General features: G+C 58.6%; 23 protein-coding genes. 11 read left to right on the top strand and 12 right to left on the bottom strand.

What is annotated here, in order from left to right; all coding sequences use genetic code 11:
- Window positions 1-59 precede the first annotated feature (59 nt).
- Together ACI2KS_RS06640 and ACI2KS_RS06635 are read left to right on the top strand one after the other, a co-directional pair.
- The gene (locus ACI2KS_RS06640) at window positions 60-518 is read left to right on the top strand and encodes a GNAT family N-acetyltransferase (protein ID WP_404618376.1); all 459 of its coding nucleotides are present in this window, start codon (window positions 60-62) and stop codon (window positions 516-518) included.
- A gap of 185 nt (window positions 519-703) precedes the next feature.
- Window positions 704-1534: a class I SAM-dependent methyltransferase gene (locus tag ACI2KS_RS06635; RefSeq protein WP_404618374.1), complete on the top strand. Its 831-nt coding sequence runs from the start codon at window positions 704-706 to the stop codon at window positions 1532-1534.
- A 52-nt stretch (window positions 1535-1586) separates the two neighbouring features.
- Here ACI2KS_RS06635 and def read toward each other — a convergent pair whose 3' ends face one another.
- The 3 genes from def to ACI2KS_RS06620 form a co-directional block, all read right to left on the bottom strand.
- Entirely contained in the window at window positions 1587-2126 is a 540-nt protein-coding gene (gene def / locus ACI2KS_RS06630; RefSeq protein ID WP_404618372.1) for a peptide deformylase, read from the bottom strand.
- Window positions 2127-2200: 74 nt separating this feature from the next.
- Window positions 2201-3244 (bottom strand): YihY/virulence factor BrkB family protein, encoded by a 1044-nt coding sequence (locus ACI2KS_RS06625; RefSeq protein WP_404618370.1) that lies wholly within the window; start codon window positions 3242-3244, stop codon window positions 2201-2203.
- A 245-nt stretch (window positions 3245-3489) separates the two neighbouring features.
- Window positions 3490-3681 carry a CsbD family protein gene (locus ACI2KS_RS06620; protein ID WP_404618368.1) on the bottom strand — a complete coding sequence of 64 codons (192 nt, stop codon included), beginning with the start codon at window positions 3679-3681 and terminating at the stop codon, window positions 3490-3492.
- Between the two features lie 256 nt (window positions 3682-3937).
- On the opposite strand from ACI2KS_RS06620, the gene ACI2KS_RS06615 reads away from it, so the two are divergent.
- The gene (locus ACI2KS_RS06615; protein ID WP_404618366.1) at window positions 3938-4318 is read left to right on the top strand and encodes a hypothetical protein; all 381 of its coding nucleotides are present in this window, start codon (window positions 3938-3940) and stop codon (window positions 4316-4318) included.
- Window positions 4319-4444: 126 nt separating this feature from the next.
- Here the strand turns inward: ACI2KS_RS06615 and ACI2KS_RS06610 are convergent, their stop codons facing one another.
- Window positions 4445-4849 carry a DUF2177 family protein gene (locus ACI2KS_RS06610; protein WP_404618364.1) on the bottom strand — a complete coding sequence of 135 codons (405 nt, stop codon included), beginning with the start codon at window positions 4847-4849 and terminating at the stop codon, window positions 4445-4447.
- Window positions 4850-4987: 138 nt separating this feature from the next.
- On the bottom strand, window positions 4988-5824 hold the full coding sequence (locus ACI2KS_RS06605) for a S1 RNA-binding domain-containing protein (RefSeq protein WP_404618491.1): 837 nt from the start codon (window positions 5822-5824) through the stop codon (window positions 4988-4990).
- Between the two features lie 381 nt (window positions 5825-6205).
- On the opposite strand from ACI2KS_RS06605, the gene ACI2KS_RS06600 reads away from it, so the two are divergent.
- The 4 genes from ACI2KS_RS06600 (at window position 6206) to ACI2KS_RS06585 (ending at window position 8910) form a co-directional block, all read left to right on the top strand.
- Window positions 6206-6385: a hypothetical protein gene (locus ACI2KS_RS06600; RefSeq protein WP_037012170.1), complete on the top strand. Its 180-nt coding sequence runs from the start codon at window positions 6206-6208 to the stop codon at window positions 6383-6385.
- A gap of 197 nt (window positions 6386-6582) precedes the next feature.
- Window positions 6583-7068 carry a hypothetical protein gene (locus tag ACI2KS_RS06595; protein ID WP_404618363.1) on the top strand — a complete coding sequence of 162 codons (486 nt, stop codon included), beginning with the start codon at window positions 6583-6585 and terminating at the stop codon, window positions 7066-7068.
- A 162-nt stretch (window positions 7069-7230) separates the two neighbouring features.
- Window positions 7231-7974 carry a TorF family putative porin gene (locus tag ACI2KS_RS06590; protein WP_404618361.1) on the top strand — a complete coding sequence of 248 codons (744 nt, stop codon included), beginning with the start codon at window positions 7231-7233 and terminating at the stop codon, window positions 7972-7974.
- A 63-nt stretch (window positions 7975-8037) separates the two neighbouring features.
- On the top strand, window positions 8038-8910 hold the full coding sequence (locus tag ACI2KS_RS06585) for a DUF6279 family lipoprotein (protein ID WP_404618359.1): 873 nt from the start codon (window positions 8038-8040) through the stop codon (window positions 8908-8910).
- A 131-nt stretch (window positions 8911-9041) separates the two neighbouring features.
- Here the strand turns inward: ACI2KS_RS06585 and ACI2KS_RS06580 are convergent, their stop codons facing one another.
- Window positions 9042-9452, bottom strand: coding sequence for a transcriptional regulator (locus ACI2KS_RS06580; protein WP_404618357.1), 411 nt, complete (start codon window positions 9450-9452; stop codon window positions 9042-9044).
- 180 nt (window positions 9453-9632) lie between these two features.
- Between ACI2KS_RS06580 and ACI2KS_RS06575 the strand changes: the two genes are divergently transcribed.
- Window positions 9633-9908: a hypothetical protein gene (locus ACI2KS_RS06575; protein WP_404618355.1), complete on the top strand. Its 276-nt coding sequence runs from the start codon at window positions 9633-9635 to the stop codon at window positions 9906-9908.
- Window positions 9909-10085: 177 nt separating this feature from the next.
- Here the strand turns inward: ACI2KS_RS06575 and ACI2KS_RS06570 are convergent, their stop codons facing one another.
- On the bottom strand, window positions 10086-11426 hold the full coding sequence (locus ACI2KS_RS06570; protein WP_404618354.1) for a DEAD/DEAH box helicase: 1341 nt from the start codon (window positions 11424-11426) through the stop codon (window positions 10086-10088).
- 177 nt (window positions 11427-11603) lie between these two features.
- On the opposite strand from ACI2KS_RS06570, the gene ACI2KS_RS06565 reads away from it, so the two are divergent.
- Window positions 11604-12887, top strand: a complete 1284-nt coding sequence (locus tag ACI2KS_RS06565) for a mechanosensitive ion channel family protein (protein WP_404618352.1) — start codon at window positions 11604-11606, stop codon at window positions 12885-12887.
- 179 nt (window positions 12888-13066) lie between these two features.
- On the opposite strand, the gene ACI2KS_RS06560 is transcribed toward ACI2KS_RS06565, so the two are convergent.
- The 5 genes from ACI2KS_RS06560 to ACI2KS_RS06540 form a co-directional block, all read right to left on the bottom strand.
- On the bottom strand, window positions 13067-13300 hold the full coding sequence (locus ACI2KS_RS06560; protein ID WP_404618350.1) for a hypothetical protein: 234 nt from the start codon (window positions 13298-13300) through the stop codon (window positions 13067-13069).
- A 373-nt stretch (window positions 13301-13673) separates the two neighbouring features.
- Window positions 13674-13907, bottom strand: a complete 234-nt coding sequence (locus ACI2KS_RS06555; RefSeq protein ID WP_404618350.1) for a hypothetical protein — start codon at window positions 13905-13907, stop codon at window positions 13674-13676.
- Window positions 13908-14274: 367 nt separating this feature from the next.
- Complete coding sequence (locus ACI2KS_RS06550; RefSeq protein WP_404618348.1) at window positions 14275-14508, bottom strand: hypothetical protein; 234 nt, start codon at window positions 14506-14508, stop codon at window positions 14275-14277.
- A gap of 510 nt (window positions 14509-15018) precedes the next feature.
- Window positions 15019-15618, bottom strand: a complete 600-nt coding sequence (locus ACI2KS_RS06545; RefSeq protein ID WP_404618346.1) for an FMN-dependent NADH-azoreductase — start codon at window positions 15616-15618, stop codon at window positions 15019-15021.
- Between the two features lie 156 nt (window positions 15619-15774).
- Window positions 15775-16089 (bottom strand): 3-phosphoglycerate kinase, encoded by a 315-nt coding sequence (locus ACI2KS_RS06540; protein ID WP_404618344.1) that lies wholly within the window; start codon window positions 16087-16089, stop codon window positions 15775-15777.
- 49 nt (window positions 16090-16138) lie between these two features.
- Between ACI2KS_RS06540 and ACI2KS_RS06535 the strand changes: the two genes are divergently transcribed.
- The gene (locus ACI2KS_RS06535) at window positions 16139-17065 is read left to right on the top strand and encodes a LysR family transcriptional regulator (RefSeq protein ID WP_404618342.1); all 927 of its coding nucleotides are present in this window, start codon (window positions 16139-16141) and stop codon (window positions 17063-17065) included.
- A gap of 152 nt (window positions 17066-17217) precedes the next feature.
- Window positions 17218-18018 (top strand): alpha/beta fold hydrolase, encoded by an 801-nt coding sequence (locus tag ACI2KS_RS06530; RefSeq protein WP_404618340.1) that lies wholly within the window; start codon window positions 17218-17220, stop codon window positions 18016-18018.
- Window positions 18019-18042: the final 24 nt, after the last annotated feature.

The raw sequence follows: 18042 nt of genomic DNA, 5'->3' as shown, positions 1-18042 counted from the left end.
TGCGTGGCTGATACGTGGGTTGTGCAACGGCGCAGGAAAATCTTGTAGATCGATTGGTTATGACGGTAGAACGATCTTCCCACCAGCAACTCGAGCCCCCGCCCGCCATGCAGTTCCAGCCTTTGCCCGACCTCCAGCGCCCTATGCTCGACAAGTTCTATCGCGCGCACCGTTCCTCCATGCGCGGCAAAGGCGAAGCACAGATCTGGGTAGCGAAAGCCCATGAGATCGTCGGAGCGTTGAACCTCACGCCCGTAGCTGGGGGGCATTGGTTGACCGGTTTGTTCATGGCGCCAGAGTGGCGTGGACAGGGTCTCGCCGGGGGTTTGCTGAAGGCAGCGACAGCCGACCTCGCGGGTCAGGTCTGGCTGTTTTGCGAGCCGGATCTGCTCGGCTTCTATCGACGATCGGACTTTGTTGAAACCCAGGATCTGCCACGTGAACTGGCTGATCGACTGGCGCGCTACCGGCAGAGCAAAACCCTGGTTGCGTTGGTTCGCATGCCCCCAACCCGGTAGCGGAATGACTCGCCAGCGGTAGCGGTCATGAGTCTGCCAGCGCCGGCAAGCGCCGATGCGTCATCACTTACACCGCTGCTGCGCTTAGACCCATTCACACGGTCGACCAAACCAAATGTGCCATCCCGGGCCGATCACCCATGCTAGCCTCGCCCATCACCTCTTTCAGTTGAACCGGGATGCACATGAAACCACTGCTTATGGCTTTGTCTCTGTCGGCTCTTTTTGGATCGAATCTGGCCGCTGCCGCACCCCCCGCTCCGCCCTCCAACATCAGCCACGAACAGTTCGCCAGCGTGCTCAAGGGTGACTGGCGCGTGCCGCAGAACGCCGCGCGCGATCAGTACCGCCATCCTGAACAGACACTGCAATTCTTCGGCGTACGCAGCGATCAGACGGTCATTGAGATCACGCCCGGCAACGGCTGGTACAGCGAGCTGCTGGCGCCGTTGCTCAAGGACCAAGGCCATTACGTAGCGGCCATTGTCGATCCATCAACCAGCGATTACGCAAAGAAGTCAGCCGACAGCCTCAAGCACAAATACGCCGGCGATCCGGCGCATTACGCCAAGGTGCAGATCGTTGAATACGCACCCAAGGCGCCGGTCTTCGGCAAGCCCGACTCGGCAGACACCGTGCTGACCTTTCGTAACGCGCATAACTGGGTCGATGCCGGCAACGAGGCGGCGACGTTCAAGGCGTTCTATGACGTACTCAAGCCGGGCGGCACCCTGGGGGTGGTCGATCACCGGGCCAAACCGGGAACCAGCGCCAAGGACAACGAAAAGAACGGCTACCTGCCCACCGATTACGTCGTCAAGCTGGCCAAAGACGCAGGCTTCACCCTGGCCGCGCAAAGCGAAGTGAACGCCAACCCCAAGGACACCAAGGACTATCCCGACGGCGTCTGGACCTTGCCACCAGCACTGGTCAAGGGTGAGCAAGACAAAGACAGATACTTGGCCATCGGGGAGTCGGATCGAATGACGCTGCGGTTCGTCAAAGCGGGGAAATGACAGCGCATCACGCCTTGCGTCCGGCCGCGGCCAGAATCAAAAACAGGTCCTTTCACTCATCCAGGTTCGGGTCCAGATCCGGAAACAGCACTTCGGTGAAGCCGAAGCGGCTGAAATCGGTGATGCGCGAAGGGTACAGACGGCCGATCAAGTGATCGCATTCATGTTGCACCACCCGCGCATGAAACCCTCGGGCCACCCGCTGGATGCGCTTGCCGTCGGGGTCGAACCCTTCATAGCGAATATGCTCGTAGCGCTCGACCACGCCGCGCAGGCCGGGCACCGACAGACAGCCCTCCCAGCCTTCTTCCAGGGTCGGTTCAAGCGGGGTGATCAAGGGGTTGAGCAGAATGGTCTGCGGTACTGCCTCGGCATCGGGATAGCGCTCGCTGCGCTCGAAACCGAAGATGACCAGCTGCAGGTCGACCCCGATCTGCGGCGCGGCCAGTCCAACGCCACCGACGCTCTCCATGGTCTGGAACATGTCAGCGATCAGGGTTTTCAGCTCGCTGGAGCCGAACATCGACTGCGGCACCGGCGGCGCAACGCGCAACAGACGCTCGTCACCCATTTTCAGAATGTCACGAATCATGCGAAAACCTTATGAATGGGGCGGACACGCCATAGCGCGCATCCTGCCACAGTATTGATCAGCGACTCTATCGATCAGGGCTTGTCGATCTTCAGCGGTGCCAGCTGCGGTTCATAGTCGTGCGCGTGACTGTCCCCGCTGCTGTGTTGATCGATGTAGTCGCGACTATGATCGCGCCCCAACCCCGACACATGCTGTTTTGCGCCGGCCGGCGTCGGCGTGCCGGGCTCGGCATCGACACCGCCATCACCTGCGACCTTCTCGCCCTTTTCCTTGCCCTCGGCGGACAGGTGTTCGATCACTGCATTCATCTCCGCCCCCAACAGCAGTACCGAGGCCGAAATGTAGAAGTACAGGAGCAGCACGATGATCGCGCCGATGCTGCCGTACATGGCGTTGTAGTCGGCGAAGGTTTTCACGTAATAGGCAAAACCCAACGATGCAACGATCCAGACCACGACCGCCAGTACGGAACCTGCGGTGATGAATCGGAACTCCTGTTTCACATCGGGCATGACGTAATACATCGTCGCCACCGAGACCATCAGCAGCAGGATGATCACCGGCCAGCGCAGGATCGTCCACAGGGTGACGATGAAATCCTCCATGCCGATCTGCGCCGCCAGCCAACTCATCACCTGAGGCCCGGTGACCATCAACGCGGCCGCCGCCAACAGCATCCCGGCAAAGCCAATGGTGTACAGCACCGACAGCGGAATACGTTTCCACACCGGGCGCTCTTCCACCACGTCATAGGCTGCGTTCATCGCGCTCATCATCAACCGCACGCCGGCCGAGGCACTCCACAGTGCAATGACGATACCCACCGACAACAGCCCGCCCTTCGATTGCTGCAACTGATCGATCACAGGATTGACCTGGTCCAGCGCCTGCGGCGGCAGTACCAGCTCGGACTGCAAGCGCAGCCAGCTGAAAAAATCGGGGAGATGCAGGAATCCGATCAGGGCGATCAGGAACAACAGAAACGGGAACAACGAAAACAGCATCTGGTAAGCCAGTGCCGAGGCATACGTCGACATCTCGTCATCGAGAAACTCTTTGACCGTTCTGACCAACACCGTCGTAACACGTAGCCGGCGCAAATCCGGGAATATCATGGCGTCTCCTTCGCGACGTAGACGTAACTGAATCACACTTACCTATACTACGAGCGGGCAAACGCTTTGAAATTCCGTGCACCCGCCACATCGGGCCGGGTTTTTACAGTGGTTCAGGCCGTTTTGTCACGGCCGATGCGTTTGAGGGGTTTCGCCGTCCAGACACAATAACGGCCATCGAGGGATGGCCGTTACGGGTTTCTCTGAGTGGCGCCGCCGGGGTTTTACCCTTGACGCGCAGGCTGTCAGGCCTTGTCGACGCCTTTTTTTACGGCATCCTTGGCATCACCGACCGCTTGTTGTGCTTCACCTTTGACCTCCTGCGCCTTGCCTTCTGCGCGCATTTTGTCGTTATCAGTCGCCTTGCCCACGCCTTGCTTGACGTTACCGACTGCTTCGTTGGCCATGCCTTTGACTTTATCGCCAGTGCTGCTCATAAGAATTCTCCAGGGGGTAAGAATCAGGTGTCACAAACTCGACGTAAGGGTTGACCGGCCTACGTTCCCCAGAGTTTCAATTATTTCCCAAGCGGTGCTTTTGCAGATGTAACGGCGCTTTTCATCGCGCCGACCAGTTTTGCCTTTAGTTTTACTCGACAACCCCGGAGAATGCGCGGCCGGGCCGGGCTGTGCCTGGTATGCAATGTCAGCCGATACCGCTCAGGCCAATGAGACAGAGATCCACAGGAACGATATGAAACTCGACAAGCAGCAGGCCATCGCGCGCCGCAATGAGCAACTGGGCGGCGCCGTGCTCGGCACCAACAACACTCACTTCGCCGTCCTGGACCCCAAGCGCAACATCTGGTGGTTCGACCTGCCGGTGAGCCGTCTGGCGATCGGTCAGTACGAATGGCTGCACCTGCTGCTGCACACGCCGAGCACTGACGGGCTTATCCACCTGAAGGTGACCACCAAATACATTCGCGAACAGAAGGACGCGGTGGTCATCCGCAACGAGGGCAAGCGCAAATCCACGGTGAGCCTGGAGTTGTCTGCGGACAAGGATTCCTACCTCAAGGACATGCGGCCCAACGGCGCGAACCTGAGCTTCGCCGAGTTTGTGCAGAAGTAACACCGACGCCCCCGACATATCGTCGGGGCCGTAGCAGTCCGGCTTGCCAGCGGTCGCGAACGCATGGCGCCACCGCCAGCAAGCGCAACGCCGCCAGGCCAGACTGCCATGCAAGGCCGAATATCTTCAATCCGAGAATCTGCGGCTCACCCCATACCCCACCGCCCCCGCAACACCCGATGCGAACGTCCCCCATGCCCAGTCGACCAGCGCCAGCTGCGCAGGCCAGCCCTGCAACGTCGCCCAGTTGGTCAGGTCGTAGGTGCCGTAAGCCATGACGCCCAATAACGCGCTGTAACCTGCGGCATGTGCTGCGCTGCCTGACCTGACGCCGGGCAGCACGCCGATCAGCACGATTCCCGCGATATAGATCAGGTAGAACAGCACGGCGGGGAAAATCACCGGCTGGGCAAGCATCAACGGCCCGAGCCAGGCGCGATAGGCAGGCCCCATCAACACGCCCAGCCACAGGCCGTCGAGCAACAGAAACGCCACAAGTGTGGACAGATACGCGCCAAGAAATCGTTTCATGAACAGGACCCCAAGCCAGCCATCGCAGCGCGCCGGGCGGCGCGCTCCATGCTGTGACCTGCGTTCATCGCCAATAGCTGCAAAAAGCGTTGCGCCTTGCGTTCGACGATGACGCAGATCCGGGTCAGTCAGGTCAAATCAGACCAGCTCGATGCGATCGGCATGAATCACGATCTGGCCCTGCTTGTACAACGCACCAATGGCCTTCTTGAAGTTACCCTTGCTCACCCCGAACAGGTTGCTGATCACGGTCGGGTCGCTCTTGTCGCTGACTGGCAGGACACCATTGTTTTCGCGCAACTTGCTGAGTATCTGGGCGTTGAGGCTGCTGGCAAGCTGTTCACCGACAGGCTGCAGGCTCAGACTGATATTGCCGTCGCTGCGTACTTCCTTGATGAAGCCTTTTTCCTGTTTGCCGGAGCGCAGGAACTTGAACACTTCGTTCTTGTGGATCAGGCCCCAGTGCTTGTTGTTGATGATCGCCTTGAAACCCATCGCGGTCTCTTCGGCAACCAGCAAGTCCACTTCCTGACCCACCGCGTAGTTGGCTGGCAGCTTGTCCAGATACCGGTCCAGGCGCGTGGTGGCGGTGATGCGGCGGGTGTGCTTGTCCAGATAGACATGCACCACGCAGTAGTCACCGGCCTTGAGCGGGCGTTTTTCTTCGGAGTAAGGTAGCAGCAGATCCTTGGGCAAGCCCCAGTCCAGGAAGATCCCGATACTGTTGACCTCGACGACTTTGAGACTGGCGAACTCTCCCACCTGAACTTTGGGTTTTTCAGTGGTGGCGATCAACTTGTCATCGCTGTCCAGATAAATGAAAACGTTAAGCCAGTCTTCATCTTCGCTGGGAATATCTTTGGGAATATAACGATTGGGCAGCAAAATTTCGCCGTCCTGCGCGCCGTCAAGATATAAACCGAAGTTAGTGTGTTTAACCACTTGCAAACTGTTGTAGCGCCCGACTAAAGCCATGTCCAAATACCCTCATTGCGTGGGCGGCATTCTACCCGAGTTTGCCCTCGCGTTGCCGCTTGCGCGCAGGCCGTTTGCCGCGCCTTGCGCAGGCCTTGCAAATCAAGGCCTTGGCACCCGGCCGCCCGCCGGTCGAATCCGGCACAGAGGCCATTCGTCAGGTCATCTCGCCGCAATACGGCAGGCATTCGCCGTCGTGACGTTCATCAGCCAGGCAGGACTTGGCAATTAAAACAGGGATTTAGCCGCTCCCGGCGTGAAATGATTTGCGTCTTCATGATTATTCGGTCTAAGGTTCGGCGCGGATATTTACCAAGCAATTTTTCTCGCATTCCGATAAGATGGCCGGCCGTATTAATTTTATATAGGTTAATAGCAGCCATGCGCGTAAAAGCATCCAACTCGAAAGCCAAGCCAGCTCCTGCCGTTGAGACCAGCGATTCGATCAACGCACAAATTGCGGCTTTCCTGAAATCCGGCGGCGAAATCCAGCAGATCGCCAAAGGCGTCAGTGGCCAGACCTTCGGCCCCTCGAAACAGATCTCCCTCGGTAAAAAGTAAATTTTTCCCCGCCTTCGCGGTCGACATCCAGGCGCTTTGATCACAAAGCGCCAGGTCTATCGCTCCCCTGCCTGCACAAAGCTCTGCTTTACTGTCTCGACATAGCGACTCGTTGCTGTCTCGTCGCAGCCGCCGGTTCCTGAGAACTGACAGACCGGACGATGCCCTGATCACAGACGTATCTGCGGAAACCCGATATGAACAAATGGATTTTTCTCGGCGCCCTGCTCTGCCTTGGCCTGGGCGGTTGTGCGACACGTGGTTGCGACACCTCGGCACCGGGCAGCCCGTGCAGGGCCGATTACCTGCTGTATCAGAACGACATGCTCCAGGCGAAATTGCTGATCAACGAGCGCCGCGAGGAAAACTACGAGCTTGCCAATGCACTGCTCAGCCGCGCTGCCCGTCAGGACAAGAGTGGCGAGGCCGAGTTTTATCAGGCCGTCCTGCTGCTGCGCCAGAACACCGATGACTCCCAGGTCAACGCTCTGCTGCAGGATTCCGCCGATCGCAGGTACCCGCTGGCTATCGCCCTGCTGGCCCAGAGAACGGCCATCTTCGATCAGAAAAAAGCCATCGCCTACCGCTCGCAGTACGACCAGCTTGACGTTGCCAAGAGCGGCTATCCGTCGTTTCCCCAGGCGCTGATCGTGGTCAACAAGCTGGTTTCTCGCAACAACTGATCGCAAAGTTCAGCTTTTGTGCAATGAATCGACCAGCGGTCGATTCATCGGCCCGTTCGCCGGTATGCTTGCGAGGCTCTAGCTCGCGGTTCCTATCGAGCCCATCGGTATTTCGATATGACACCATCGATCCCACTCCTCTGAAACCGCAAGGAGTGAAGCATGCCCCATGCTCGCAGCTTTACACCCTGGACCGGCGCGCTCCTGACCTGCGCCCTGCTCGTGCCCCCGTCAATCAACGCTCAAACGCTGGAGCGCGAACTGGGCGATTTCAGCCTCAAACTGGGCACCACGCCAAGCCGTTCCATGGCCCAAGGCCTGGTGACGCCGGGAAATGGCGATTCGGCCTTCCACGGCGGCCTGGACCTGACCCACGACAGCGGCTTCTATTTTGGCCAGTGGTCGCCCAGTGCGGGGCTTGCACCAGACACCACGCTTGAAGTCGATTCCTACATGGGCTTCAAGAAGCCGTTCGACAAGACGCTGGGTTATGAGCTTGGCGTGATTCGCTACAGCTACCCCAACACCGATCAGATCGACAGTCATGAGCTGTATGCCGGCTTTCGCATTTTCGACAGCCGCATCGGCACCGCCGTCAGCACCGATGCAGGGCGTCAGGACAGCACGCTGTTTCTCGACCTCGGCGGCCTGGCGTCGCTGGGCCTGGACCTGCGCATGCAATACGGCAACCACCAACTCGATGCGCCGGCCGTTATCGACGGCGGCGGCGTGGTCAGTGCGTACAACGACTGGTCGTTCAATATTTCCCGACCGTGGCGGGGCATGGACATGAACCTGATGTACAGCGGTTCAAGCCTTACCGGCGCCGATTGCGGCGCGTACAGCGGCCACAACACTCAGTGCGAGAGCACCGTCACCCTGAAGATCGTGCGCTCGTTTTTCTGATGGGCTGAACCGGCACCGCCTGACTTGCTCTATAACTGGGAGACGAACCGGCAAGGAGCTGTCATGCGCATCATGTTGAAGACCTGTATTTCGCTGTGGCTGAGCCTGATGATGCTCTCAGGTTGCAGTCAGATTGGTCTGACCTACCGACATCTCGATCTGATCATTCCGTGGTCGCTCAATGACTACCTGGACATGAACTCCACGCAAAAAGACTGGTTCGATGAACGCCTCAAAGAGCATCTGAGCTGGCACTGCACCACGCAGATTCCCGATTATTTGAGCTGGCTGGACCGGCTGCAGGGCATGGTCGAGAACAATCAGGTCAATGAGGCTCAACTCAAGGCCCGCACCGCAGAAGCACGCCAGGCAATCGCCACCATCTCCCAGGAAATCACCCCTTCGGCGGTCGAGCTGTTGCGTCAGCTGGATGACCAGCAGGTCGCTGAAATGGAAACGGCTTTCGCCAAGGACATGCGCAAGCACGAGGCCGACTTCGTCGATCAGCCACTGGATCAGCAGGTCCGCGAGCGCGCAGAGCGCATGGAGAAACGGCTCAACCCCTGGATTGGCAAGCTGAACGCGGCGCAGAGAGACCGGGTCATGCAGTGGTCCACCTCGCTGGGCGAGCAGAACCGCTTGTGGATCGACAACCGCGCGCATTGGCAGTCGCTGCTGGTCACTGCTGTCAAGCAGCGCCAGGCCCCCGGATTTGATCAGAAGATCGCCAAACTGCTGCAGGACCGCGAGACATTCTGGACACCTGAGTACCGTCAAGCGTACGACCACACTGAACAGGCGGCGATCTCGTTAATCACCGACCTGATGGCGCAAAGCTCGCCCGAGCAGCGGCAGAAACTGTTGCAGAAGATCGCCGACGTGCGCCAGGACTTTACCCATCTTGGGTGCTTGAAGGGGGTGAAGAAGGCGTCTTGAGGCGACCGCGGGGTGCTGTAGGAGTGAGCTTGCTCGCGATTGCGGTGCGTCATTCAACCGATTATCCAATGGTGAACCGCAATCGCGAGCAAGCTCACTCCTACAGGATTGCAGCTGTTATCAAACCGTGATCAAGCCACCTGTGCCTTGGACGACACCTGGTCGAAGGTGTCCGGGTCCAGCGCATCGGCCTGTTCATCCAGTACCTGACGCGGGTGGTCGTTGCCGGGGATGCTGCTGTCGATCATCGCCAGCAGGCTTGAGCCGCGCGGGGTCAGGATGAAATTCTCGCCATTACCGCCCTCTTCTTCAGGCCGTGACTCAATGAAACCGCGCTTGAACAACACGGCTTCCAGGTCAGCGGCGCGCATTTTCAGGGCGTCCAGATCACCAACGCTTTCGCCTGCGGCCGCTTTTTCCGCTGCATGTTCTTCGGCATATTTGCGCGGAGCAAACGATTTTGCGGCGCTGTTTTGTACTTCATGCAGCAGACGCTCGATCAGGTCCCAGTCGTAGCTATTTTTGTCAGTTGCATCAGACATAGTCCAACCTCCAGCAGGTATGGGTTGCCCGTGACGTTCGGTCATCAGGCTTGGTGCTCAGAAAATCTGACCAAGCGCAGGGGCAGCCGTTCAGCCGACAGGCCAGACGGTCGAGGGCTGAACTTTTGCCCGCGCCGCCCTCTCCACTTCAGTAAGCCCGCAATGGATATAGAGGCAATCATGAAAACCCTGATGAGTATCACCGCCGCGCTGACGCTCCTGGCGGCCACGCCGGTCTGGGCCTGCACGCCCGAGGAGGCCGAGGCCAAACGCGCGCAGCTGGCGCAGGAAGTGCAGAAGCTGACCCAGCAAAATCCTGCCAAGGCCAAGGAGTTGAATCAGGAGATCAAGGACATGCAACTGGGGACCGCCAGCAAGGATTTGCCGGACAAATGCCAGTTGATCGATCAGCGTATGAAAGAGATGGATGAGGCGGCGAAGAAAGCACAGGGATGAAGGCTGCAAGTGCTAGCCACACTTGGCTTGTGATGCGGTATGGCTTGTTGACGGAGGCGTCCTGGGGAGGCTACCGCCGGCAAGCCGGACTGCTACAGGGATATCGAACGCAGCAGGCCGACTGCTATAGGGGTATCGAACGCCGCGCGCCGCGACAATCACAGCGCGCGGTGAGTCTTATTCGGCGACCGGAGGACGTGTCACGCGCTTCTTCAGCGGCGCCATGCCATCCTGGCTGACCAGCGGATCGGCCTTCGGACGGTTGACTGTCTTGCGCTTGGTCGGGCCCTTGGCGGCGGTTTTCTTCTTGTCGCCCTTGGCGTCGGTCTTTTTCTTCTTCACCCCGACAGCCTTGCCCGAAGCCTTGACCTTCTTTGGCCCGGTGTAGGTGCCTTTGACTTCCTTAATGGTGCGGCGCTCGAACTTCTGCTTGAGGTAGCGCTCGATGCTGGACATCAGGTTCCAGTCGCCATGGGTGATCAGCGAAATCGCCAGACCTTCACCCCCAGCCCGGCCAGTGCGGCCAATGCGGTGCACGTAGTCGTCGCCGGTGCGCGGCATGTCGAAGTTGATGACCATGTCCAGGCCGTCGACGTCCAGACCACGGGCCGCCACATCGGTGGCGACCAGAATCTTCACCCCGCCCTGCTTCAGACGATCGATCGCCAGCTTGCGGTCTTTCTGGTCCTTGTCGCCGTGCAGCACGAACGTCTTGTACTCCAGCGCCACCAGACGACCGTAGATTCGATCGGCCATGGCTCGGGTGTTGGTGAAGATAATGGCTTTCTGGTAAGTCTCGTTGGCCAGCAGCCAGTTGAGCACCTGTTCCTTGTGCACATTGTGGTCGGCGGTGATGATCTGCTGCTTGGTGCCGGCAGCCAGCTCGCTGACGCTGTTGACCTGCAGGTGCTGTGGATCCTTGAGCACCTTGCCGATCATCTCGCGCAGGCCAGAACCACCGGTGGTGGCCGAAAACAGCATGGTCTGCTGACGATTGGCGCATTCCCCGGCCAGACGCTCGACGTCTTCGGCAAAGCCCATGTCCAGCATGCGGTCGGCTTCGTCGAGCACCAGCAACTCAACGTGTTTGAGGTCCAGGTTGCCCGCGTTCAATTGCTCAAGCAGACGGCCTGGGGTGCCGATCAGGATGTCCGGCACCTTGCGCAGCATGGCGGCCTGAACCTTGAAATCTTCACCCCCGGTGATCAGACCTGCCTTGATGAAGGTGAACTGCGCAAAGCGCTCGACTTCCTTGAGGGTCTGTTGCGCCAGCTCACGGGTCGGCAGCAGGATCAGCGCGCGGATGTCGACGCGAACCTTGGCCGGGCCCATCAGGCGATTGAGCATCGGTAATACGAAAGCGGCAGTCTTGCCGCTGCCGGTTTGCGCCGTCACCCGCAGATCGCGTCCTTCCAGCGCCAGCGGAATGGCCGCTGTTTGCACAGGCGTAGGCTCGACGAAATTGAGTTCGGCCACAGCTTTTAGCAGGCGTTCGTGCAGGGCGAATTGGGAGAACACGGGTGTTACCTCGGCGGAATACAAAAAAACAGTCGCATAGGGTACCGGTTTAAGGCGCTTTCGCCGAGTTTCTTTACCTCAAAGGGCCTATCTTGTTACCGGATTTGCGCTCTGCTGCTTTGATGATTGCAACAATGCTCTAATCGCGGCCCATTTTTTCCAGGAGATTTCGCGCACATGGACACTCACCCGCTCTGGCAGCGCGTCCAGCAAGTCTGGGACTTGCTCGAACACCAGCCGATGCTGCGCACCAGCCTTGGGTTGCTGATGCTATTGGTCGCCGCATTTGCTCTTGGCCGCCTGATGCGCTTCATCATCCTCTCCACCATGAAGGCCCTCGGCCGCCAGCCGGCGCTGTTCTGGCTCAACGACTGCCTGCACAACAAGGTCTTTCACCGACTGGCCCAGGTGACGCCATCGCTGGTCATCCAGTTGGGGCTCAATCTGGTCCCCGACCTCAGCCCCACCGCCGCTCATGTGCTGGGCAACGTCGCGCTGGCCTTCACCATCCTCTTGCTGATGCTCAGCGTCGGCGCCCTGCTCAACGCCATGCTCGACATCTATGCCCGCACCGAACATGCGCGCACTCGCTCGATCAAGGGTTATGTGCAACTGGCGAAGATGATTCTGTACGTGTTCGCCGCGATCATCATCGTCGCGACCCTGATCGACCGCTCACCGCTGTTGCTGCTGTCGGGTCTGGGCGCGATGTCGGCGGTCATTCTGCTGGTGTACAAAGACACGCTGCTGTCGTTCGTCGCCAGCGTGCAATTGACCAGCAACGACATGCTGCGCGTCGGTGACTGGATTGAAATGCCTCAGGTCGGCGCCGACGGTGATGTGGTCGACATCACCCTGCACACCGTCAAAGTGCAGAATTTCGACAAGACCATAGTCTCGATCCCGACCTGGCGCCTGATGTCCGAGTCGTTCAGGAACTGGCGCGGCATGCAGCAGGCGGGCGGCCGCAGGATCAAGCGCAGCCTGTTTATCGATGCCAGCGGCGTGCGCTTCGTCGCCGATGCCGAAGAGCAAAGACTGACCGAGGTGCGCCTGCTCACTGACTACATGGGCCGCAAGAAAGCCGAACTCAAAGCCTGGAACGAAGCTCAGGGCAGCGTCGCCGAACTGTCGGCCAACCGCCGGCGCATCACCAATATCGGGACCTTTCGCGCCTACGCGCTGGCCTACCTGAAAACCCACCCCGAAGTTCATCCGAACATGACCTGCATGGTCCGCCAGATGGAGGCCACGGCCCAGGGGATCCCGCTGGAGATCTACTGCTTCACCCGCACCACCACATGGGCCGACTACGAGCGCATACAGGGGGACATTTTCGATTACCTGCTGGCGGTCATGCCGGAGTTCGGCCTGAACCTGTATCAACAGCCGAGCGGGACAGACATGCGTGCGGGACTGGCAGCCGTGCAGGGCCCGCCTGCTGCTTCAATCGAGCGGTGATGTGCTCTGTTGCGCTGCGCCTTGTCGACGGTGTCGATTTTAAATGCACTGCCGCCGGCAAGCCGGACTGCGACAAGTACTTATAAGCCTGGAACAGCTACCCGCATCCAAAACAAAAAGCCCGGCATCTGCCGGGCTTTTGAAGTGTTGTTCAGGTGGGACTGAACTTCGCACTTTACTCAGTAACGCTGATAGCTCGAACCGAACTCTTTGCGGTTATCAGCCACGATCACAGTGCTGGACGACTTGCTGTCGAATGGCTTGATCGCCTCTTTGCTGGCCACTTTGCTGTCCAGAACAGTGGCGCTGGAAGCGTCTACCAGAGCGCGCTGGTAAGTTTTTTCAGGACTGGCGAAAGCGGAGCCTGCAGCCAGGATGGAGAGTGCAAAGCCAAACGCGATGGATTTTTTCATGATTTAAATCTCCGCAGAACTGTTGGTAAGTGGGTTGATTCGTTTCGTTGGAGCTAAGTTAACCGTGATCGTCCAACATGAAAAACCACCTGCTGGAATACTCAACATCAGCGCCGGTAATAGCAGGCTTCAGGCTGTCTGGCTCAAGGGTTGGCGGCGCAAAACTACCGTGATGTAACGACCCCGAGCCTACGAATCCATCTGTAGCAGTCCGGCTTGCCGGCGATGGCGATCTTAAATGCGCTGCCGCCGGCAAGCCGGACTGCTACAGATACTCACCAACCTGGAACAACTACACGCATCCAAACAAAAAGCCCGGCATCTGCCGGGCTTTTGAAGTGTTGTTCAGGTCAGACTGAACTTCACACTTTACTCAGTAACGCTGATAGCTCGAACCGAACTCTTTGCGGTTATCAGCCACGATCACGGTGCTGGACGACTTGCTATCGAATGGCTTGATCGCCTCTTTGCTGGCCACTTTGCTGTCCAGAACAGTGGCGCTGGAAGCGTCTACCAGAGCGCGCTGATAAGTTTTTTCAGGACTGGCGAAAGCGGAACCTGCAGCCAGGATGGAGAGTGCAAAGCCAAACGCGATGGATTTTTTCATGATTTAAATCTCCGCAGAACTGTTGGTAAGTGGGTTGATTCGTTTCGTTGGAGCTAAGTTAACCGTGATCGTCCAACATGAAAAACCACCTGCTGGAATACTCAACATCAGCGCCGGTGATAGCAGGCTTCAGGCTGTCTGGCTCAAGGGTTGTCGGCGCAAAACTACCGTGATGTAACGACCCCGAGCCTACGAATCCATCTGTAGCAGTCCGGCTTGCCGGCGATGGCGATCTTAAATGCACTACCGCCCGGACTGCTTCAAATACTCATCAACCTGAAAGCACTGCGCGCATCCCAAAACAAAAAGCCCGGCATCTGCCGGGCTTTGGAGTGTTGTTCAGGTCGGACTGAACTTCACACTTTACTCAGTAACGCTGATAGCTCGAACCGAACTCTTTGCGGTTATCCGCCACGATCACAGTGCTGGACGACTTGCTGTCGAATGGCTTGATCGCCTCTTTGCTGGCCACTTTGCTGTCCAGAACAGTGGCGCTGGAAGTGTCTACCAGAGCGCGCTGGTAAGTTTTTTCAGGACTGGCGAAAGCGGAACCTGCAGCCAGGATGGAGAGTGCAAAGCCAAACGCGATGGATTTTTTCATGATCTGGATCTCCGGTAAGTTCAGAACTTGCTTAGTTGAGTGTCTGTCAGTTGGTTGAATCGTTTCGTTGGAGCCAATCTATTCGGTTGGCCCCGACTTGAAAAACCAAGCGTGCAGATAACAGACATCAAGCTCAATGATGTCGTCATCGCGAGCCTCTAGCGCCACACTTTCAGCGGCTCAGGCGGTGTTCGGTGTGACCCCAACGGTGCTTGCAAAATCAACCAAACCAAAAAAACACTCAGCCAGGATCACATTTCTGCCTCAATGGAACCCTGTAGGAGTGAGCTTGCTCGCGATTGCTCTTCGTACACTCGCAATATCGACATCGTCAGTCCCTGATCGCGAGCAAGCTCACTCCTACAAGAGACACATAAATCCATGGACATAAAAAAGCCCGATGACCCGGCGCAATCTGGCGGGTCTATCGGGCGATGCACTCAGGAGCGGTTCAAGTGCCAAAGGAGTCGATGAACGCGAGGATGATCACTCGCTGGCATTAAGCGACGATTAAGCCACCTGCGCGAGCTTGGCGACGGCTTGATTCAGGCCCTTCTCAGAGAAGTCGCCGCCCATGTTCAAGCCTTCGGCATGGATGAAGGTGACGTCGTGGATGCCGACGAAACCCAGCACCTGACGTAGGTAGGGTTCCTGGTGATCCAGGGTGCTCCCGGCGTAGATCCCGCCGCGGGCAGTCAGAACGAATGCACGCTTGCCGGTGAGCAGGCCTTGAGGGCCGGTATCGCCGTACTTGAAGGTGACGCCCGCGCGCAGCACATGGTCGAACCAGGATTTCAGCGTGCTGGGAATCGCAAAGTTGTACATCGGAGCCGCCAGGACCACGACATCGGCGGCCACCAGCTCATCGGTCAGTTCGTTGGAGCGCTCAAGGGCGGCCTGCTCGACGGCGCTGCGTTGATCCTGGGGCTTCATCCAGCCGCCCAACAGGTCAACGTCCAGATGCGGCACCTGATTGAGCGCCAGATCACGGACGGTGATCGAATCGCCAGGGTGCGCGGCGCGCCACTGGCTGATGAACTGTTGAGTCAGTTGACGGGAAACGGAGTCTTGCTGACGGGCGCTGCTTTCGATGATCAGGACGCGAGACATGGGGTGTGGCCTCCAGCGAATGGGCTGTAAATTCGATGGAGTGGAGGTTAGACGTGACGATATCGATTAAAAAGCGGAAATAACTGCTGCTAAATATCTAATTATTTGTTTAATTAACCGCAGAGCATTAGGCTCTGCGGGCAACCGCTGCGACGCTTACTGCGGTTCGCAGCTGAGCTTGATCCGCAGCCTGATGATTTCGCGGCTGAACTTCACCGTGACGTTGCTGCTGCTTTTGGCCGCTAGCTGTATCCGCCGCGTGCGAGGCGCTTCCGGGCCATTGTTGAAGACGACGGCGCATTTGGCCGGAACCTCGCCATAGTTGTTCACGGTGATGTTGCCGATGTCATAAGCGGTGTCATGGCTGTTGTAGTCGATCTGCACCCCGTCGATGTGTTTTTCCACGTCGATCGGGTAGGCGAAGGCGCTCAAGGGCAGCATCGTCAGCAGCACACAACAGATTTTTTTCATGCGGCAGTCTCCAATAGTGAACGCCAGCTTAGGATAAAAGGAGCAGTACATGAAAGCGCCCCGCGTGACCCTTGATCAATGGCGCACGTTGCAGGCAGTCGTCGACCATGGCGGATTTGCCCAGGCCGCGGACGCCCTGCACCGTTCGCAATCATCGGTGAGCTATACCGTGGCCAGGATGCAGGATCAACTGGGCGTGCCACTGCTGCGAATCGATGGCCGCAAGGCGGTGCTGACTGAAGCCGGCGAGGTATTGCTGCGGCGTTCCCGCCAGTTGGTGAAAAACGCCAGTCAGCTGGAGGACCTGGCCCATCATATGGAGCAAGGCTGGGAGGCTGAGGTGCGCCTGGTGGTCGACGCCGCCTATCCCAATGCCCGGCTGGTGCGCGCGCTGACGGCGTTCATGCCGCAAAGCCGGGGCTGCCGGGTGCGCCTGCGCGAGGAAGTGCTGTCAGGGGTGGAAGAAGTGCTGCTCGAAGGTGTGGCGGATCTGGCCATCAGCGGTTTCAACATCCCGGGCTACCTGGGCACGGAAATGAGCAACGTGGAGTTCGTTGCCGTGGCCCATCCGGAACACCCATTGCATCAGATGCACCGCGAGTTGACGTTCCAGGACCTGGAAAGCCAGTTGCAGGTGGTGATCCGTGACTCCGGCCGCAGCCAGCCGCGCGACGTCGGCTGGCTGGGGGCCGAACAGCGCTGGACCGTCGGCAGCCTGGCCACCGCCGCGACCTTCGTCAGCAGCGGCCTGGGCTTTGCCTGGTTGCCACGGCACATGATCGAGCGCGAGCTCAAGGAAGGTGTGCTCAAGGTTCTCCCGCTGGACAAGGGTGGCAGTCGCAATCCGACGTTCTATCTTTATTCCAGCAAGGACAAGCCGCTGGGGCCTGCGACGCAGATCCTCATCGAGCTGATCCAGACCTTCGACACCGCGCCGCTGGATGCGCCGTTCGCCGCGCCCCAGCAAGTGCTTTAGGCGGGTTCGTAGCGGTTTGGCTTGCGCTCGGTGGTGTCCAGCAACACCCTGCCGCCGGCAAGCCGAACGGCTACAGGGCGTGTGTGGGCAGATGGACTAGGATCAGCGGACCGCTACAGGCCTGTGTTTTTCCGCCCACAAGGAGGTAGACGATGCCCTTTTTCGAACACGAAGGTTGCTCCCTGCATTATCAGGAGTATGGCCACGGCAGCCCCATCCTGCTGGTGCACGGCCTGGGTTCAAGTTGTCAGGACTGGGAATATCAGATCCCGGCACTGGCCGCCCACTACCGGGTGATCGCCGTGGATGTGCGCGGTCATGGACGCTCAGACAAACCCCGTGAGCGCTACAGCATCGCTGGTTTCAGTGCCGATATCGAGGCGTTGCTCGATCACCTGCAGGCAGGACCTGTGCATTTGGTCGGTTTGTCGATGGGCGCGATGATCGGCTTTCAGCTGGCGGTCGATCATCCGCACCTTCTCAGAAGCCTGTGTATCGTCAATAGCGGGCCACAGGTCAAGATCAACAGCTTCAACGACGGCTATCAGTTCGCCAAACGCTGGCTGCTGGCCAGGCTGCTGAGCATGGAAACCATCGGCAAGGGCCTGGGCAAGAACCTGTTTCCCAAACCCGAGCAAGCCCAATTGCGCGACAAGATCGCCCGGCGTTGGGCACAGAACGATAAACGCGCTTATCTGGCCAGTTTCAGCGCAATCGTGGGCTGGGGGGTGCAGGAGCGATTATCGCAAATCGCTTGCCCGACGTTGATCGTGACGGCTGATCGGGATTACACGCCGGTTGCCTTGAAAGAGGCCTACACCCGACTCATTCCCAATGCCCGACTGCAGGTGATCGAGGACTCCAGGCATGCCAGCCCTCTGGATCAACCGCAAGCCTTCAACCAACTGCTGCTGGCGTTCCTGGCTACTGTCCCCGACCTTGCCGCGGCATGACGAACGACGCGAGATGGTGGGAGC

Source organism: Pseudomonas sp. NPDC087358 (assembly GCF_044900785.1).
Taxonomy (GTDB): domain Bacteria; phylum Pseudomonadota; class Gammaproteobacteria; order Pseudomonadales; family Pseudomonadaceae; genus Aquipseudomonas.
This window is presented reverse-complemented; position numbering and strand designations above follow the sequence as displayed.

Bases quoted from the DNA above. Each gene is read 5' to 3' on its own strand.
- ACI2KS_RS06640 (WP_404618376.1), top strand. From the start codon at position 60: ATGACGGTAGAACGATCTTCCCACCAGCAACTCGAGCCCCCGCCCGCC.
- ACI2KS_RS06635 (WP_404618374.1), top strand. From the start codon at position 704: ATGAAACCACTGCTTATGGCTTTGTCTCTGTCGGCTCTTTTTGGATCG.
- def (WP_404618372.1), bottom strand. From the start codon at position 2,126: ATGATTCGTGACATTCTGAAAATGGGTGACGAGCGTCTGTTGCGCGTT.
- ACI2KS_RS06625 (WP_404618370.1), bottom strand. From the start codon at position 3,244: ATGATATTCCCGGATTTGCGCCGGCTACGTGTTACGACGGTGTTGGTC.
- ACI2KS_RS06620 (WP_404618368.1), bottom strand. From the start codon at position 3,681: ATGAGCAGCACTGGCGATAAAGTCAAAGGCATGGCCAACGAAGCAGTC.
- ACI2KS_RS06615 (WP_404618366.1), top strand. From the start codon at position 3,938: ATGAAACTCGACAAGCAGCAGGCCATCGCGCGCCGCAATGAGCAACTG.
- ACI2KS_RS06610 (WP_404618364.1), bottom strand. From the start codon at position 4,849: ATGAAACGATTTCTTGGCGCGTATCTGTCCACACTTGTGGCGTTTCTG.
- ACI2KS_RS06605 (WP_404618491.1), bottom strand. From the start codon at position 5,824: ATGGCTTTAGTCGGGCGCTACAACAGTTTGCAAGTGGTTAAACACACT.
- ACI2KS_RS06600 (WP_037012170.1), top strand. From the start codon at position 6,206: ATGCGCGTAAAAGCATCCAACTCGAAAGCCAAGCCAGCTCCTGCCGTT.
- ACI2KS_RS06595 (WP_404618363.1), top strand. From the start codon at position 6,583: ATGAACAAATGGATTTTTCTCGGCGCCCTGCTCTGCCTTGGCCTGGGC.
- ACI2KS_RS06590 (WP_404618361.1), top strand. From the start codon at position 7,231: ATGCCCCATGCTCGCAGCTTTACACCCTGGACCGGCGCGCTCCTGACC.
- ACI2KS_RS06585 (WP_404618359.1), top strand. From the start codon at position 8,038: ATGCGCATCATGTTGAAGACCTGTATTTCGCTGTGGCTGAGCCTGATG.
- ACI2KS_RS06580 (WP_404618357.1), bottom strand. From the start codon at position 9,452: ATGTCTGATGCAACTGACAAAAATAGCTACGACTGGGACCTGATCGAG.
- ACI2KS_RS06575 (WP_404618355.1), top strand. From the start codon at position 9,633: ATGAAAACCCTGATGAGTATCACCGCCGCGCTGACGCTCCTGGCGGCC.
- ACI2KS_RS06565 (WP_404618352.1), top strand. From the start codon at position 11,604: ATGGACACTCACCCGCTCTGGCAGCGCGTCCAGCAAGTCTGGGACTTG.
- ACI2KS_RS06560 (WP_404618350.1), bottom strand. From the start codon at position 13,300: ATGAAAAAATCCATCGCGTTTGGCTTTGCACTCTCCATCCTGGCTGCA.
- ACI2KS_RS06555 (WP_404618350.1), bottom strand. From the start codon at position 13,907: ATGAAAAAATCCATCGCGTTTGGCTTTGCACTCTCCATCCTGGCTGCA.
- ACI2KS_RS06550 (WP_404618348.1), bottom strand. From the start codon at position 14,508: ATGAAAAAATCCATCGCGTTTGGCTTTGCACTCTCCATCCTGGCTGCA.
- ACI2KS_RS06545 (WP_404618346.1), bottom strand. From the start codon at position 15,618: ATGTCTCGCGTCCTGATCATCGAAAGCAGCGCCCGTCAGCAAGACTCC.
- ACI2KS_RS06540 (WP_404618344.1), bottom strand. From the start codon at position 16,089: ATGAAAAAAATCTGTTGTGTGCTGCTGACGATGCTGCCCTTGAGCGCC.
- ACI2KS_RS06535 (WP_404618342.1), top strand. From the start codon at position 16,139: ATGAAAGCGCCCCGCGTGACCCTTGATCAATGGCGCACGTTGCAGGCA.
- ACI2KS_RS06530 (WP_404618340.1), top strand. From the start codon at position 17,218: ATGCCCTTTTTCGAACACGAAGGTTGCTCCCTGCATTATCAGGAGTAT.